Here is a 17,088-nt window from a genome sequence, read left to right on the forward strand (position 1 = left end):
CATGACAAAGCAAAATAAATTTAGACTTATATATGAAGAAATGCGAAAAGATATCATTGATGGGACGTATACTTATGGTACACGGCTACCATCAGAACCTCAGTTAGTGAAACAATACAATGTGTCACGTGAAACAGTCCGAAAAAGTTTGGACATGTTAGTGTCTGATGGCATGATACAAAAAATACGTGGTAAAGGATCTGTTGTTATTTATCAAGGTGTGACAGAATTTCCTTTCGCAGATTTAGTGAGTTATAAAGAAGTACAACAACGCCAAGGAAAAGAACATCATACGGTATTGCATACATTTGAAAAAATCCTTGCGGGTGATGTGCCGACAGTCCAACAAGCACTCAATGCTTCTATTAACACACCTTTGTGGCACATTATTCGTCATCGAAAAATGGAAGGTCATGCTAAAATCATTGATGAAGACTACTTGCTGTATGACTTATTTCCCGACTTGTTAGAAAGTCATTTATTAGATTCTTTATATACGTATGTTGAACAAGTGAAGGGTTATGATATTAGTTTTTCAAGCAAGTCTATTACATTTGAGCCATTTGGTGCAGCGGAATATGAAGCGTTTGGAGATGTGACACCGAACTACACGGCAACAGTGAGAGGTATTGTACATTTTAGAGATACGACTAAGTTTCAATACAATATTTCTAAGCACTTGGCAACGGAGTTTTGCTTTGTTGATTTTTCACGACGACAAAAATAATGACGGCTATATAGGATTACGCTTGCAAAACCATAAGGATCTATAGTAATATTAATCGTACCGTGCTAAGCGGGGAGGTAGCGGTTCCCTAGACTCGAAATCCGCTTTATGCGAGGCTGAATTCCTTTGTCGCGGATGTGTATTTGTGAGGTCTGCCCAAAGCACGAGGTGTTTGAAGACTTCGGTCCTATGCAATATGAACCCATGAACCATGTCAGGTCCTGACGGAAGCAGCATTAAGTGGATCCTCATATGTGCCGTGGGGTAGCCGAGGTTTAGCTATCGACTTTGGTAACGCTTGTGATGCACGTTCAATACAGAGGTGCACGGTTTTTAATTTTTTAAATTAGAAATAAAACATATATTGAGATATAAAGAGTTGAGACGATGCGCATTGAGCGATTGTTTCAACTCTGTTTTTGTGTTGGGAGAGACTGAGGTGGTTGGAGGCCGAGTCATTCTCTATGATGTATACTCCTATAGCACGAACTTACGCATCATATACAAGATAAATGTTATAATAATGCTGAATAATGGATTTGGCTTACTTTTCTTATGACAGGAATTCAGTTGAAGTCTAAGAGTATGTTTAACTATAAAATAGGGGGCGCTAAAATGTCGATTTTTATTAGTACACTGACAGAGATGGATTACGAGCCATCTTTAGAAATGATTAAGGAAGCTTTTAAAGATGTACCTGAATCTGAAAAAAATGAAGCACAACTTATTAAAGGTTTGCGTATGGCACCAGATTATCGTTATGAATTAGAAGTGATTGCGAAAACAGCAGATGATGAGATCATAGGGCATGCGATGTGTAGTGAAGTCACAATACAAAGTAAAGATGAATCATATGTTGCACTTGCATTAGCGCCACTCTCTGTAACACAGGTATATCAAAATAAAGGTATTGGCAAAGCATTGGTACAAGCTTTGGAAGAGCGTGCATATGCGCAAGAGTACACAACAATTGTAGTCGTGGGGTATCCTGAATTCTATGCGCAAATGGATTATGAAGTGGCAGCTGAGCATCAGATTACTGTTCCTTTTGAAGCGCCAAATGAAGCGGTACGTGTGAAGTTTTTATGGGATTCCTTAGAAGATCCACCACACGGAGAAGTTCAGTATCCAGAACATTTTTTTAATATATAAAACGTATGAAGAAAGTTTGAACTGTGATGGGCAACATGACATATGTAGTGATGCCGTTAACGTTCAAACTTTTTTATATAACTGTGTATGGCACGTACAAAATAAACGGAACATGCTATAATGAAAACATTGTATATTCGGAGGTGCAACAGTGGATTATCAAGCGCTATATCGTATGTTTCGACCACAAAGTTTTGAAGATGTTGTCGGTCAGGAACATGTGACGAAAACATTAAAAAACGCCATTGCAAAAGGGAAACAATCACATGCATATATTTTCAGCGGTCCTCGTGGAACAGGTAAGACGAGTATTGCGAAGATATTTGCGAAGGCCATCAACTGTGAAACGAATCATGATGGTGAGCCATGCAATACGTGTGCCATTTGTAAAGGTATCACACTCGGGACGAACTCGGATGTCATTGAGATAGATGCTGCGAGTAATAATGGCGTCGATGAGATACGGAACATTCGTGATAAAGTTAAATATGCACCAAGTGAGTCGCGATATAAAGTGTATATCATTGATGAGGTGCATATGCTAACAACAGGTGCATTTAATGCGTTGTTAAAAACGCTTGAAGAACCACCTGCACATGCCATTTTTATTTTGGCAACAACAGAACCACATAAAATTCCACCAACGATTATTTCACGTGCACAACGTTTTGACTTCAAAGCGATTAATCAGTCGCAAATTGTATCTAGACTTAAATACGTTGCAGAAACACAAGAGATTGGTTATGACGAAGCGGCACTCGACTTCATTGCTAAAGTCTCAGAAGGTGGGATGCGTGATGCACTAAGTATCATGGACCAAGCTATCGCATTTGGTGATGATCATTTAACGCTACAAGATGCGTTGGATGTGACAGGTAGCTTAGCGGGTGCAGATCTGAACCTATTAATGAAGGACATTGTCAAAGGGAATGTCCACGCTGCGTTTGAACGATATCATACATTTGTGAGTCAAGGTAAAGAAGTGAACCGACTGATTAATGATATGATTTATTTCGTTCGAGATACCATTATGGCTAAGACAACGGGTGCCACAATGGAGTATGATGCGCTCAGTGGGTTAGAACTCAATGTGCTATATCAAATAATCGATGTCATTAACGACACGCTCGTATCTATACGCTTCAGTGTGAACCAAAATGTGCACTTTGAAGTATTGCTTGTGAAATTATCTGAAATGATTAAGGCGAATGTAGGTTCAGGAGCCGACGCTACAGCAATACAAACACCTACACAGACAGATTCAGCACTATTAGCACGTTTAGATCAATTGGAATCAGAACTTAAGACACTTAAATCGCAAGGACCAAGTCGACAAGCACCTCCAAAAGCACAACCAATGAAACGTCGTAATGGTACTGCGACTTACTCAGTAGAACGTATCGCTAAAGTATTAGACAATGCGAATAAAGAAGATATTGCTAGTATCAAAGCACGATGGCTCGATGTGATTCAATATGCTAAGGACCGAGAACAAAAAGCATTGGTTAGTCTGCTACAAAATTCAGAGCCAGTCGCAGCTAGTGAAGATAAAGTGCTTATTAAATTTGAAGAAGAAATTCATTGTGAAATCCTGCAAAAAGATGAAGAGAAGCGTCAAAGTGTAGAAAAAGTCGTGAAAGATATCATCAATAAGTCTGTAGAAGTCGTCGGTGTTCCGGCTGATAAATGGATGCAAGTACGCAGTGATTATATAGAAGGCTTGAAACGCAATAGCAATGAACAACCTACACAAACACAGGCAAAAGCATCACAGACGCAACCAAGTGCTGTGCAAGCAGCGAAAGATATTTTTGGAGCAGACATTGTTCATGAAGTGGATAGCGAAACATGACAAGTCAAAAAAAGGTATGTATAATTGGAAACAAATGTTAAAGAACGGTTGAGATATTATTTATAGACATTCTATAGTAGGTCTCAATCGCTATTGTGATATTAAAGGAGGAACTTGATTATGCGCGGTGGCGGTAATATGCAACAAATGATGAAACAAATGCAAAAAATGCAAAAGAAAATGGCAGAAGAACAAGATAAATTAAAAGAAGAAAAAATTGAAGGTACAGCTGGCGGTGGCATGGTTAAAGTTATCGTGACAGGTCATAAAGAAGTCGTGGATGTCATCATCAACGAAGAAGTAGTTGATCCAGAAGATGTTGAAATGTTACAAGACTTAGTACTTGCTGCAACAAACGAAGCGATGAACAAAGCAGATGAACTTACAGCAGATCGTCTTGGCAAACATACTAAAGGTCTTAACATTCCAGGATTGATGTAGTATGCATTATCCACAACCGATATCAAAGCTGATCGACAGCTTTATGAAATTGCCAGGCATTGGTCCTAAGACGGCTCAACGTCTGGCTTTTCATGTATTAGAGATGAAAGAAGACGATGTTGTACAGTTTGCTAAAGCATTAGTGGATGTGAAGCGAGAACTGACTTATTGTAGTACATGTGGTCACATTACGGAACAAGACCCATGCTACATTTGTGAAGACAAGCAGCGTGATCGATCTATCATCTGTGTCGTTGAAGATGATAAAGATGTGATTGCGATGGAAAAAATGAAAGAATATAAAGGGCTTTATCACGTACTACACGGAACAATCTCTCCAATGGATGGTATTGGTCCGGAAGATATCAACATTCCGGCACTTGTAGAGCGTTTGAAAGATGAAGGTGTACAGGAGCTCATACTAGCCATGAACCCTAACTTAGAGGGAGAGTCTACGGCAATGTATCTTTCTAGGCTTGTGAAACCATTGGGTATTCGTGTGACGCGTCTTGCGCAAGGATTGTCTGTTGGTGGCGATTTAGAGTATGCAGATGAAGTGACTTTATCAAAAGCTATTTCAGGACGAACAGAAATGTAAACTTCTATAGAAGAAAATAGAAACATGGTTAGATTTTGGTAGAAAAGATGGCATTCATTCTATAAAGCTGTCTTTAACATCAACATGTCTTATCATACAGCCGAGTCGCAGAAATATGTCTGTCTCGGCTCTTTTTTATTTATTTCAATTAAAATTGGTAATAAATGTTCAAAAAGATAAAAGTGATCTAAAGAGTGTAATTTTTAGTGTTGTACAACCTGTTGAAAGGCTGTATAGTTATATCTTGTTGAGCGACAAACAAATCACTTAACAAAACGACAAAAAATAATTTTAAAAAGTTGTTGACTTTGATTGATAACTTGTGTATAATTAATTCTTGTCGAGTCGAAAGACGAAAGATATGAACATTGAAAACTGAACGACAATATGTCAACGTTAATTCCGATAATTTGAGTACTCAGAGTAGTACTTTCAAGAGTGATTGACTTAAACAATCAAACGAGCTAATCAAGCTTACTTCTTTCATGGAGAGTTTGATCCTGGCTCAGGATGAACGCTGGCGGCGTGCCTAATACATGCAAGTCGAGCGAACAGACGAGGTGCTTGCACCTCTGACGTTAGCGGCGGACGGGTGAGTAACACGTGGGTAACCTACCTATAAGACTGGAATAACTTCGGGAAACCGGAGCTAATACCGGATAACATATTGAACCGCATGGTTCAATAGTGAAAGACGGTCTTGCTGTCACTTATAGATGGACCCGCGCCGTATTAGCTAGTTGGTAAGGTAACGGCTTACCAAGGCGACGATACGTAGCCGACCTGAGAGGGTGATCGGCCACACTGGAACTGAGACACGGTCCAGACTCCTACGGGAGGCAGCAGTAGGGAATCTTCCGCAATGGGCGAAAGCCTGACGGAGCAACGCCGCGTGAGTGATGAAGGTCTTCGGATCGTAAAGCTCTGTTATTAGGGAAGAACAAACGTGTAAGTAACTGTGCACGTCTTGACGGTACCTAATCAGAAAGCCACGGCTAACTACGTGCCAGCAGCCGCGGTAATACGTAGGTGGCAAGCGTTATCCGGAATTATTGGGCGTAAAGCGCGCGTAGGCGGTTTTTTAAGTCTGATGTGAAAGCCCACGGCTCAACCGTGGAGGGTCATTGGAAACTGGAAAACTTGAGTGCAGAAGAGGAAAGTGGAATTCCATGTGTAGCGGTGAAATGCGCAGAGATATGGAGGAACACCAGTGGCGAAGGCGGCTTTCTGGTCTGCAACTGACGCTGATGTGCGAAAGCGTGGGGATCAAACAGGATTAGATACCCTGGTAGTCCACGCCGTAAACGATGAGTGCTAAGTGTTAGGGGGTTTCCGCCCCTTAGTGCTGCAGCTAACGCATTAAGCACTCCGCCTGGGGAGTACGGTCGCAAGACTGAAACTCAAAGGAATTGACGGGGACCCGCACAAGCGGTGGAGCATGTGGTTTAATTCGAAGCAACGCGAAGAACCTTACCAAATCTTGACATCCTTTGACCGCACTAGAGATAGTGTTTTCCTCTTCGGAGGACAAAGTGACAGGTGGTGCATGGTTGTCGTCAGCTCGTGTCGTGAGATGTTGGGTTAAGTCCCGCAACGAGCGCAACCCTTGAGCTTAGTTGCCATCATTAAGTTGGGCACTCTAAGTTGACTGCCGGTGACAAACCGGAGGAAGGTGGGGATGACGTCAAATCATCATGCCCCTTATGATTTGGGCTACACACGTGCTACAATGGACATTACAAAGGGCAGCAAAACCGCGAGGTCAAGCAAATCCCATAAAGATGTTCTCAGTTCGGATTGTAGTCTGCAACTCGACTACATGAAGCTGGAATCGCTAGTAATCGTAGATCAGCATGCTACGGTGAATACGTTCCCGGGTCTTGTACACACCGCCCGTCACACCACGAGAGTTTGTAACACCCGAAGCCGGTGGAGTAACCATTTGGAGCTAGCCGTCGAAGGTGGGGCAAATGATTGGGGTGAAGTCGTAACAAGGTAGCCGTATCGGAAGGTGCGGCTGGATCACCTCCTTTCTAAGGATAATATACGGAATATCACCTTCAGGTGATAAGCGGATTAACGTGATATATTGTATTCAGTTTTGAATGCTCATATTGAGGATTCAACTAAAATTAAAAATTAAATTGAAAGCATTTCTCAGTCTATGAATTTCTTGATGAACGCAGCGAAGATTACTTAATGTAACTGAGCAAGTGAAGAAAGAAATGAAGCAGAATGAAAAGGCTTGCCAATTTAATGACTTGTACATTGAAAACTAGATAAGTAAGTATAAAAGATTTTACCAAGCAAAAACCGAGTGAATAGCAAAAGCTTGAAACTAAAATTATCGCTAGTCGTCAAATGACGACTCACATAATTAATAACTATAGATTAAGTTATTAAGGGCGCACGGTGAATACCTTGGCACTAGAAGCCGAAGAAGGACGTTACTAACGACGATATGCTTTGGGGAGCTGTAAGTAAGCTGTGATCCAGAGATTTCCGAATGGGGAAACCCAGCACGAGTTATGTCGTGTTATCTACATGTGAATACATAGCATGTAAGAAGGCAGACCCGGAGAACTGAAACATCTTAGTACCCGGAGGAAGAGAAAGAAAAATCGATTCCCTGAGTAGCGGCGAGCGAAACGGGAAGAGCCCAAACCAACAAGCTTGCTTGTTGGGGTTGTAGGACACTCTATACGGAGTTACAAAAGGACATGTTAGACGAATAATCTGGAAAGGTTAATCATAGAAGGTAATAATCCTGTAGTCGAAAACGTGACCTCTCTTGAGTGGATCCTGAGTACGGCGGAGCACGTGAAATTCCGTCGGAATCTGGGAGGACCATCTCCTAAGGCTAAATACTCTCTAGTGACCGATAGTGAACCAGTACCGTGAGGGAAAGGTGAAAAGTACCCCGGAAGGGGAGTGAAAGAGAACTTGAAACCGTGTGCTTACAAGTAGTCAGAGCCCGTTAATGGGTGATGGCGTGCCTTTTGTAGAATGAACCGGCGAGTTACGATCTGATGCAAGGTTAAGCAGAAAATGTGGAGCCGTAGCGAAAGCGAGTCTGAATAGGGCGAATGAGTATTTGGTCGTAGACCCGAAACCAGGTGATCTACCCTTGGTCAGGTTGAAGTTCAGGTAACACTGAATGGAGGACCGAACCGACTTACGTTGAAAAGTGAGCGGATGAACTGAGGGTAGCGGAGAAATTCCAATCGAACTTGGAGATAGCTGGTTCTCTCCGAAATAGCTTTAGGGCTAGCCTCAAGTGATGATTATTGGAGGTAGAGCACTGTTTGGACGAGGGGCCCCTCTCGGGTTACCGAATTCAGACAAACTCCGAATGCCAAATAATTTAACTTGGGAGTCAGAATGTGGGTGATAAGGTCCATATTCGAAAGGGAAACAGCCCAGACCACCAGCTAAGGTCCCAAAATATATGTTAAGTGGAAAAGGATGTGGCGTTGCCCAGACAACTAGGATGTTGGCTTAGAAGCAGCCATCATTTAAAGAGTGCGTAATAGCTCACTAGTCGAGTGACACTGCGCCGAAAATGTACCGGGGCTAAACATATTACCGAAGCTGTGGATTGTCCGTAGGACAATGGTAGGAGAGCGTTCTAAGGGCGTTGAAGTATGATCGCAAGGACATGTGGAGCGCTTAGAAGTGAGAATGCCGGTGTGAGTAGCGAAAGACGGGTGAGAATCCCGTCCACCGATTGACTAAGGTTTCCAGAGGAAGGCTCGTCCGCTCTGGGTTAGTCGGGTCCTAAGCTGAGGCCGAAAGGCGTAGGCGATGGATAACAGGTTGATATTCCTGTACCACCTAAATTCGTTTTAAGCGATGGGGGGGACGCAGTAGGATAGGCGAAGCGTGCTGTTGGAGTGCACGTCTAAGCAGTGAGATTGAGTGTTAGGCAAATCCGGCACTCGTTAAGATTGAGCTGTGATGGGGAGAAGAAATACGTTTCTTCGAGTCGTTGATTTCACACTGCCGAGAAAAGCCTCTAGCTAGAAAATAGGTGCCCGTACCGCAAACCGACACAGGTAGTCAAGATGAGAATTCTAAGGTGAGCGAGCGAACTCTCGTTAAGGAACTCGGCAAAATGACCCCGTAACTTCGGGAGAAGGGGTGCTCTTTAGGGTTCACGCTCTGAAGAGCCGCAGTGAATAGGCCCAAGCGACTGTTTATCAAAAACACAGGTCTCTGCTAAACCGTAAGGTGACGTATAGGGGCTGACGCCTGCCCGGTGCTGGAAGGTTAAGAGGAGTGGTTAGCTTCTGCGAAGCTACGAATCGAAGCCCCAGTAAACGGCGGCCGTAACTATAACGGTCCTAAGGTAGCGAAATTCCTTGTCGGGTAAGTTCCGACCCGCACGAAAGGCGTAACGATTTGGGCACTGTCTCAACGAGAGACTCGGTGAAATCATAGTACCGGTGAAGATGCCGGTTACCCGCGACAGGACGGAAAGACCCCGTGGAGCTTTACTGTAGCCTGATATTGAAATTCGGTACAGTTTGTACAGGATAGGTAGGAGCCTTAGAAGCGTGAGCGCTAGCTTACGTGGAGGCATTGGTGGGATACTACCCTAATTGTATTGGATTTCTAACCCGCAGCACTTAGCGTGCTGGGAGACAGTGTCAGGCGGGCAGTTTGACTGGGGCGGTCGCCTCCTAAAGAGTAACGGAGGCGCTCAAAGGTTCCCTCAGAATGGTTGGAAATCATTCAAAGAGTGTAAAGGCATAAGGGAGCTTGACTGCGAGACCTACAAGTCGAGCAGGGTCGAAAGACGGACTTAGTGATCCGGTGGTTCCGCATGGAAGGGCCATCGCTCAACGGATAAAAGCTACCCCGGGGATAACAGGCTTATCTCCCCCAAGAGTTCACATCGACGGGGAGGTTTGGCACCTCGATGTCGGCTCATCGCATCCTGGGGCTGTAGTCGGTCCCAAGGGTTGGGCTGTTCGCCCATTAAAGCGGTACGCGAGCTGGGTTCAGAACGTCGTGAGACAGTTCGGTCCCTATCCGTCGTGGGCGTAGGAAATTTGAGAGGCGCTGTCCTTAGTACGAGAGGACCGGGATGGACATACCTCTGGTGTACCAGTTGTCGCGCCAGCGGCATAGCTGGGTAGCTATGTATGGACGGGATAAGTGCTGAAAGCATCTAAGCATGAAGCCCCCCTCGAGATGAGATTTCCCAACTTCGGTTATAAGATCCCTCAAAGATGATGAGGTTAATAGGTTCGAGGTGGAAGCGTAGTGATACGTGGAGCTGACGAATACTAATCGATTGAAGACTTAATCAAATTTTTTCACAAGGTTTTGTTTGTGTAACTGATATACTTACTATCTAGTTTTGAATGTATAACATTCATTTTATCTGGTGCCAATGGCAAAGAGGTCACACCTGTTCCCATGCCGAACACAGAAGTTAAGCTCTTTAGCGCCGATGGTAGTTGAACTGACGTTCCGCTAGAGTAGGACGGTGCCAGGTAATTTTTCTAAGAGAGGTCAATATGACTTCTCTTTTTTTGCGTTCTAGGAGATATATTGGATGTCCATCTTTTGTGGTGGTCAGATAACTAAAAATAACTCATTCTATATTTAACTTAATCAGAACACGTAGTAATCACTATATTCATTTAAGTGTACAGTTAATGATTAATTGTGCGCTTTTTGAGTACCATCATTTCTTTAATACTCGCTTGCCAAGGCGCCTCACTTCAACTAATTTTGGCTTTGTTAAACTACAGAAAATATAATAGTTTTAAAATTGGCAATAATTTCACGACAATGATTGCTTTTTATTTGTGCTATCATATTAAAGAGTAAGAAATGGAGGCGTCGCATATGAAGCGTGCATTATGGCATCAAATGAATGAATGGGCTGAAAAAGAACCGATATCGATGCATGTGCCAGGGCATAAAAATGGCATGATTGGTAATATGTCTTTTTTACAGGCGAAGTATGATGTTACAGAAATTACAGGTTTTGATGATTTGCATCAACCTGAAGGCGTACTGAAAGAAAGTATGACATGTGTGACACGTCATCCAGATTATGATGCCTTTTACCTTGTGAATGGAACGACAAGTGGTATTCTGTCAGTTATTCATGCGTTTCAACTATTAGAGGGTGATGTTGTTTTAGCACGCAATGTGCATAAATCGGTTTTTAATGCACTGGATCTAGGGGGACAACAAGCTACTATATTGCCAACCATAGTAGATGAACAGTCATCTCAATATATACAGCCTGATATGACCCATGGACAACAATCATCTGGTAAGTTAGGTGTGGTAACGTATCCCAATTATTATGGGCAAACTTTTGATATTAAAGAGACGATTCAACATTTTCACGAAAACCATTGTCCTGTTTTAGTAGATGAAGCACATGGTGCACATTTTGATTTGGAAGGATTTCCGGTATCATCACTGAATTTTGGGGCTGATTTTGTTGTGCAGTCATTTCACAAGACATTGCCAAGCTTAACGATGAGTTCTGTTTTATTTATACATAAAGACGCACCACAACGTGATGAGGTGATTCGTTTACTACAAACATTCCAATCATCAAGTCCGTCTTATTTATTAATGGCAAGTTTAGAGACTGCAAATGATTTTTATGAAGGATATGAGAGTCAGTTGTTTTTTGAACGTCGTCAGCAGTTATTAGATGCTTTAAGTAAATGTGGGTTATCTTTTAAAGAAATGAATGATCCGTTGAAATTATTGATTTATCGTCCGGGTATGTCAGGAGATACCTTGCAGCAAGTGATGGAGTCTGTTGGTATTTATGTAGAATTGTCGGATTCACATCACGTTTTATGGGTGTTACCGTTATGGCATAAGGGAGATGCTTATCCGTTTGAGGATTTGATTACACGTATTCATCATATGACATTTACAGAAAGTATGACGGATACGCAGTCAATGCAACAAGCACTCTATACAGGTTCTGGGCGCTATGAACCACAGCATATAACGCATAGCTATTGGCTTCCTTTTGAAAAGGCTGAAGGCAAAGTATTAGCACAACATTTGGTGTTGTATCCACCGGGTATTCCGAGCATGCTCAAAGGCGAAAAGATAACGAAATCTATGATAAAATTAATAGCAAAATGGTATCAATCCCAACTAAGAGTTGAAGGATTACAAGATGGCAAAATAAAAGTGAAGGATGACTGACATGGGATTATTTATTACGTTTGAAGGGCCAGAAGGATCAGGGAAGACAACGGTGTTAAGTGCGGTTGCGAAAGAGCTTGAAAAGGCACATGATGTGGTGACAACGCGCGAACCAGGTGGTGTTGAGACGGCTGAAGCCATTCGCAATATTTTATTGGATGGAGAAGGAATGGATGGGCGTACAGAAGCACTATTGTTTGCGGCGGCAAGACGCGAACATCTTGTTCAGAAGGTACTTCCTGCACTCGAAGCGAACCGTATTGTGTTATGTGATCGTTTTGTTGATAGTTCGTTGGCGTATCAAGGGTATGCGCGTCAAATTGGTGTGGAAGGTGTACAGCGTATTAATGACTTTGCGATAGAAGGTCATGATCCAGACATCACGATTTATTTAGATATTCCAGCAGAGTTAGGACGTCAACGTATTGCCGATAATCAACGCGAACAAAATCGATTGGACAAGGAAGATGTTGCATTTCATGAGGCGGTTATTGGTGGTTATAAACAGTTGATTGCGCAAAATCCGGAGCGTTTTGCGGTGATAGATGCGAGTAAATCTGTGGATGAAGTAGTCGCAGATGTTGTGGCTGTGATTCAAAAAGAAATTGAAAGAAAATCATAAGAAATTTAATCGGATGTCAGTATAGACCCTTAATAAGATATGTTATAATAATGGGTAAGAGGTGTGACAAAAATGAAAATGATTATAGCGATTGTTCAAGACCAAGATAGCCAAGAACTTTCGGATCAACTAGTTAAACATAACTTTCGTGCAACAAAATTAGCAACAACAGGTGGCTTTTTGCGTGCAGGAAATACAACGTTTTTGTGTGGTGTGGACGATGCGCGTGTAGATGAGATATTAGATCTGATCGATACGACTTGTGGAAACAGAGAACAACTTGTTTCTCCAATTACACCGATGGGCGGAAGTGCAGATTCCTATATTCCATATCCTGTTGAAGTGGAAGTGGGCGGCGCCACAGTATTCGTGATGCCGGTAGATGCCTTTCATCAATTCTAAAAATGATAGTGAAGGTTGTGGCAGTGTATGCACGTCTTAGGATTGCAACCTGTCTCAACCTTTTTTCAATTTGATCATTCGTACGTGCAACAAAGCAATAAGGAGGATTGTGCACAATGACAGAGATTGAACGTTTAACAGCGGCACATCGCAATGACAAGTTATCACATGCCTATTTATTTGAAGGCAATGATGCGGAAGCGATGTCTTCTACGGCCTTATCATTTGCGCAATTAATATTGTGCCAAGATGATGAAGTATGTCGTACTAAAGTGCAGATGCATAATCATCCAGATTTTCATTATGTGCAAACGGATGAAGCAAATATAAAAAAAGACCAGATTGAAGCATTGGTCCATCATATGAACCGATTGCCGATTGAAAGTAATTATAAAGTATATGTGATTCAAGACTTTGAAAAGTTAACGGTGCAAGGGGAGAACAGTATTCTAAAGTTTTTAGAAGAGCCACCTACAAATACAGTGGCTATTTTGTTATCTACTAAGCCTGAACAAATTTTAGATACGATTCATTCACGCTGTCAGCACGTGTATTTTAAACCAATGGCACGTACTGATTTTGTCACATATTTGGTGGAACAAGCAGAATTTTCAAGACCGATTGCGGCATTACTAAGCACTTATACCACACAAGTGGAAGTAGCAAAACAATTGGTTGAGACTTATGAACTCGCCCCATTGAGACAAGTAACAATGCAATGGTGTGAAAAGCTTGTGAAACAACAGGATATGGCATTAATTGGTGTGATAGAGTTATTGAAACATGCTAAAAATAGACAGTTACAGCAACTCGTATTGGCAGCAGTCAATGCGTATTTTCAAGATATTCTTTATACCAAAGTAGGTATGAGCGAAAAAATAATATTTACAGAATTAGCAGGAAGTTATCAAGAGATGGTGCATCAGTTAAGTTATGCGCAACTGACACATATTGTTGAAGTGATAACTGAAGCACATAAAAAATTGACGCAAAATGTCAATCCAACGTTAGTTTTTGAGCAGATTGTGATTAAGATGAAAGGGTGATGCCTGTGCATCTCGTTGTTGGAATATATTTTGAAAAGACAAACACACTGGAATACTATGCACCATCGGATGAGACACTAATAGAGGGAACGCACGTTATTGTTGAATCTCATCGTGGTATTGAAATGGGCGTTGTAAAATATGCACCCAAAATGGTGGATGAGGCGGATGTTGTCTTACCATTGAAACCAATTCTTCGTGTGGCAACGGAAGCGGATATTGAAGCATATCATAACAATGAAGAAAGAGCGGCAGAGGCTTTTGAATTGTGCAAGGAATATGTCCAGACACTAGCCTTGGATATGCGACTTGTGAATTGTGAATACACGCTAGATCGTGCGAAGGTGATTTTTAACTTTACAGCTGATGAACGTATTGATTTCCGTAAGTTAGTACGTATGTTGGCTCAAAAACTGAAAACACGTATTGAATTACGCCAAATTGGTGTGCGTGATGAAGCGAAACTTCTAGGCGGTATTGGTCCTTGTGGTCGCTCACTTTGTTGTGCGACTTTTCTAGGTGATTTTGAGCCAGTTTCTATTAAAATGGCGAAAGATCAAAATTTATCACTGAATCCTACAAAAATCTCTGGCGCATGTGGTCGTCTGATGTGTTGTTTGAAGTATGAAAATGATTTTTATGAATCAGCACGTGCAAGTTTACCAGATATCGGTGCGTCAGTTGAAACACCAGAAGGCACGGGAGAAGTTGTATCGCTTAATATTATAGATGTCACAATGCAGGTTCGTTTGGAATGTGATAATCAATTGATGGAATACCATATTGAAGAGTTAGAGTTATTAAAATAGGGAGGCAGGCATATTGGATCGAAATGAACTGTTCAATCATTTAGTAAAGCTAGAAAATAATGTAAATCGTATCCAAGAAGATATGCAAGCACTGAAGTCTTTGACTGTTGAGCTCGTTGAGGAGAATGTCGCGTTACAAATTGAGAATGATAACTTGAAGACATTGATGAATCAAGAGCCTGAAGCAACGCCTGTTGAACGTGTTTCGAATACATCAGAGGAGAAGACGCCTCAAAAGAAACAACTACAAAGTCGAGAGTATTTTGCGACGTTATATCATGAAGGTTTCCATATTTGTCATGATGTTTTTGGTAAGCACCGTAATGGACAAGATTGTATTTTCTGTATGGATATTCTGAATGATAAGTTGTGATAGGTGGGGTACTATGTTAGAGGCTGATGAAAGATTTTATCATCTGTTGAAAGAAGACTTGCGCATTATTCAAAATGATGCGGTCTTTTCTTTTTCAACGGATGCGTTGTTATTAGGACATTTTACTAATGTTCGTAAACGAGATCGTATCCTGGATATGTGTACGGGTAATGGTGTCATTCCGTTACTTCTGTCGGATAAAGGGCATAATGAGATCACTGGTATTGAAATTCAACCCAAACTTGTGAGTATGGCCCAGCGAAGTGTTGCAGAAAATGAATTATCGCATCGTATTACGATTCAAGAAATGGATATTAATGAAATTCCGAAACATTTTAAACCTGCACAATTTGACTTGGTCACATGTAACCCGCCTTATTTCAAGGCGAATCAAGTGCACCAACATCAATTAGAAGCACATAAAATTGCGCGTCATGAAATCTATTGTACGCTGGATGACTGTTTACGTGTAGCAAATCATGCTTTGAAGCAAGGTGGGCGCATCGTTATGGTACATAGGGCGGAAAGATTGCTCGATTTAGTGACATCGATGAGACGTTACCAACTTGAACCGAAACAACTACATATGATTTATAGTAAGGCTGGCAAAGAAGCACAGACGATTGTGGTTGAAGCACGCAAAGGTGGTAATCAAGGATTGCATATTGCATCACCATTCTATATTTATGATGACAATAATGAATATACACCAGAGATGAGACGTGTGTATTATGGCTAAACATTATACGTATATGCTTGAGTGTGCTGATAAGTCTATTTATACCGGTTATACAACGAACTTAACAGCGCGCATTCAAAAACACAATGAAGGTAAAGGGGCCAAATATACAAAAATAAGACGTCCGGTAAGTCTTAAATATTATGAAATTTATGAGACGAAGTCAGAAGCGCTAAAGCGTGAGTATGCGATAAAACAACTGACACGCCAACAAAAATTAGCGTTAATTGAGGAGCGATAATATGGCGCATTTATATTTAGTAGGAACACCTATCGGGAACTTAGAAGATATCACATTTCGTGCGATTCGTACTTTAAAAGAAGTATCTACCATTGCATGTGAAGACACACGTGTCACACGCAAATTATGTCATCATTTTGAAATTGAGACACCGTTGAAATCGTATCATGAGCATAATAAAGAACAGATGACAGATGCACTTATTTCATTGTTACAAGAAGGGCAAGATATTGCACTAGTGTCAGATGCGGGGCTTCCGTTGATTTCTGATCCGGGATACGAACTGGTTGTGCGTGCGAGAGAAGAAGGCATTCATGTCGTACCGATTCCTGGAGCGAATGCAGGGTTGACTGCGCTGATGGCGAGTGGTCTGCCATCATTTACGTATACATTTCTAGGGTTTTTACCACGTAAAGCACGTGAAAAACTTGAAGTATTGCAGGTAAGAATGTTTCAAGAGAGCACGCTGATTTTGTATGAATCACCATTTCGTATAAAAGATACGCTACAGGCAATTGCGGAGATAGATTCTGAGAGAAATGTAACACTAGGGCGAGAGCTGACGAAGAAGTTTGAACAGATTGAAACAGGGTCTGTGACGGAACTAATCGCACAGTTGGAAGATGCTATCCCGCTGAAAGGTGAGTTTGTCGTCTTGATAGAAGGTAAGGAAGCACAAGAGACAGATGCGTGGTATGAGGCACTTTCTATTACTGAACATGTAGAACATTATATTGCGCAACAAATGAAACCGAAACAGGCGATTAAGCAGGTGGCACAAGAGAGAGAAATGCCATCAAAAACAATTTACAATATCTATCATGACATAGAAGTACAATCGTAGGCATATATTGAAAATAAAAGGGAATTTAGATATATTAGATTA

Annotated in this window: 14 protein-coding genes, 3 rRNA genes and 1 other RNA gene; all 18 read left to right on the plus strand. The window is 41.6% G+C overall.

The annotated features are described in order from the left end of the window. Position 1 precedes the first annotated feature (1 nt). The 18 genes from treR (at position 2) to rsmI (ending at position 17,046) form a co-directional block, all read left to right on the plus strand. Positions 2-727, plus strand: coding sequence for a trehalose operon repressor (gene treR, locus MUA88_RS00820; protein WP_262605634.1), 726 nt, complete (start codon positions 2-4; stop codon positions 725-727). Positions 728-787: 60 nt separating this feature from the next. Beyond that, positions 788-1,057, plus strand: an RNA gene (ffs, locus tag MUA88_RS00825) — signal recognition particle sRNA large type. 285 nt (positions 1,058-1,342) lie between these two features. Further along, positions 1,343-1,879, plus strand: coding sequence for a GNAT family N-acetyltransferase (locus tag MUA88_RS00830; protein ID WP_262604295.1), 537 nt, complete (start codon positions 1,343-1,345; stop codon positions 1,877-1,879). Positions 1,880-2,030: 151 nt separating this feature from the next. Continuing rightward, positions 2,031-3,731, plus strand: a complete 1,701-nt coding sequence (gene dnaX, locus MUA88_RS00835; protein ID WP_262605635.1) for a DNA polymerase III subunit gamma/tau — start codon at positions 2,031-2,033, stop codon at positions 3,729-3,731. 120 nt (positions 3,732-3,851) lie between these two features. Next, positions 3,852-4,172, plus strand: a complete 321-nt coding sequence (locus MUA88_RS00840) for a YbaB/EbfC family nucleoid-associated protein (protein WP_103358368.1) — start codon at positions 3,852-3,854, stop codon at positions 4,170-4,172. 1 nt (position 4,173) lies between these two features. Further along, positions 4,174-4,770 (plus strand): recombination mediator RecR, encoded by a 597-nt coding sequence (gene recR / locus MUA88_RS00845; protein ID WP_262604297.1) that lies wholly within the window; start codon positions 4,174-4,176, stop codon positions 4,768-4,770. Between the two features lie 482 nt (positions 4,771-5,252). Further along, positions 5,253-6,803, plus strand: a 16S ribosomal RNA gene (locus MUA88_RS00850). A gap of 356 nt (positions 6,804-7,159) precedes the next feature. Further along, positions 7,160-10,085, plus strand: a 23S ribosomal RNA gene (locus MUA88_RS00855). A gap of 73 nt (positions 10,086-10,158) precedes the next feature. Then, positions 10,159-10,273 (plus strand): 5S ribosomal RNA (gene rrf / locus MUA88_RS00860). The 16S, 23S and 5S rRNA genes sit together here, the layout of an rRNA operon. A gap of 356 nt (positions 10,274-10,629) precedes the next feature. Continuing rightward, positions 10,630-11,970: an aminotransferase class V-fold PLP-dependent enzyme gene (locus MUA88_RS00865; RefSeq protein ID WP_262605636.1), complete on the plus strand. Its 1,341-nt coding sequence runs from the start codon at positions 10,630-10,632 to the stop codon at positions 11,968-11,970. Position 11,971: 1 nt separating this feature from the next. Next, positions 11,972-12,592 carry a dTMP kinase gene (tmk, locus tag MUA88_RS00870; protein WP_262604299.1) on the plus strand — a complete coding sequence of 207 codons (621 nt, stop codon included), beginning with the start codon at positions 11,972-11,974 and terminating at the stop codon, positions 12,590-12,592. A 72-nt stretch (positions 12,593-12,664) separates the two neighbouring features. Continuing rightward, the gene (gene darA / locus MUA88_RS00875; RefSeq protein WP_262604300.1) at positions 12,665-12,994 is read left to right on the plus strand and encodes a cyclic di-AMP receptor DarA; all 330 of its coding nucleotides are present in this window, start codon (positions 12,665-12,667) and stop codon (positions 12,992-12,994) included. Positions 12,995-13,110: 116 nt separating this feature from the next. Beyond that, a complete protein-coding gene (locus MUA88_RS00880; protein ID WP_262604301.1) occupies positions 13,111-14,040 on the plus strand; it encodes a DNA polymerase III delta subunit-related protein in 930 nt (309 codons plus the stop codon). Between the two features lie 5 nt (positions 14,041-14,045). Continuing rightward, positions 14,046-14,849 carry a PSP1 domain-containing protein gene (locus MUA88_RS00885; protein WP_262605931.1) on the plus strand — a complete coding sequence of 268 codons (804 nt, stop codon included), beginning with the start codon at positions 14,046-14,048 and terminating at the stop codon, positions 14,847-14,849. A 13-nt stretch (positions 14,850-14,862) separates the two neighbouring features. Next, on the plus strand, positions 14,863-15,222 hold the full coding sequence (gene yabA, locus MUA88_RS00890) for a DNA replication initiation control protein YabA (protein WP_262604302.1): 360 nt from the start codon (positions 14,863-14,865) through the stop codon (positions 15,220-15,222). 13 nt (positions 15,223-15,235) lie between these two features. Beyond that, on the plus strand, positions 15,236-15,961 hold the full coding sequence (locus tag MUA88_RS00895; protein ID WP_262604303.1) for a tRNA1(Val) (adenine(37)-N6)-methyltransferase: 726 nt from the start codon (positions 15,236-15,238) through the stop codon (positions 15,959-15,961). Next, positions 15,954-16,202: a GIY-YIG nuclease family protein gene (locus MUA88_RS00900; RefSeq protein WP_262604304.1), complete on the plus strand. Its 249-nt coding sequence runs from the start codon at positions 15,954-15,956 to the stop codon at positions 16,200-16,202. Before MUA88_RS00895 ends, MUA88_RS00900 begins: the two co-directional genes overlap by 8 nt. A gap of 1 nt (position 16,203) precedes the next feature. Further along, entirely contained in the window at positions 16,204-17,046 is an 843-nt protein-coding gene (gene rsmI, locus MUA88_RS00905; protein WP_262604305.1) for a 16S rRNA (cytidine(1402)-2'-O)-methyltransferase, read from the plus strand. The last annotated feature ends 42 nt before the right edge of the window (positions 17,047-17,088 follow it).

Source organism: Staphylococcus sp. IVB6240 (genome assembly GCF_025558425.1).
Taxonomy (GTDB): domain Bacteria; phylum Bacillota; class Bacilli; order Staphylococcales; family Staphylococcaceae; genus Staphylococcus.

Bases quoted from the DNA above. Each gene is read 5' to 3' on its own strand.
- MUA88_RS00865 (WP_262605636.1), top strand. From the start codon at position 10,630: ATGAAGCGTGCATTATGGCATCAAATGAATGAATGGGCTGAAAAAGAA.
- rsmI (WP_262604305.1), top strand. From the start codon at position 16,204: ATGGCGCATTTATATTTAGTAGGAACACCTATCGGGAACTTAGAAGAT.
- MUA88_RS00895 (WP_262604303.1), top strand. From the start codon at position 15,236: ATGTTAGAGGCTGATGAAAGATTTTATCATCTGTTGAAAGAAGACTTG.
- treR (WP_262605634.1), top strand. From the start codon at position 2: ATGACAAAGCAAAATAAATTTAGACTTATATATGAAGAAATGCGAAAA.
- MUA88_RS00840 (WP_103358368.1), top strand. From the start codon at position 3,852: ATGCGCGGTGGCGGTAATATGCAACAAATGATGAAACAAATGCAAAAA.
- tmk (WP_262604299.1), top strand. From the start codon at position 11,972: ATGGGATTATTTATTACGTTTGAAGGGCCAGAAGGATCAGGGAAGACA.
- MUA88_RS00880 (WP_262604301.1), top strand. From the start codon at position 13,111: ATGACAGAGATTGAACGTTTAACAGCGGCACATCGCAATGACAAGTTA.
- MUA88_RS00830 (WP_262604295.1), top strand. From the start codon at position 1,343: ATGTCGATTTTTATTAGTACACTGACAGAGATGGATTACGAGCCATCT.
- recR (WP_262604297.1), top strand. From the start codon at position 4,174: ATGCATTATCCACAACCGATATCAAAGCTGATCGACAGCTTTATGAAA.
- darA (WP_262604300.1), top strand. From the start codon at position 12,665: ATGAAAATGATTATAGCGATTGTTCAAGACCAAGATAGCCAAGAACTT.
- MUA88_RS00900 (WP_262604304.1), top strand. From the start codon at position 15,954: ATGGCTAAACATTATACGTATATGCTTGAGTGTGCTGATAAGTCTATT.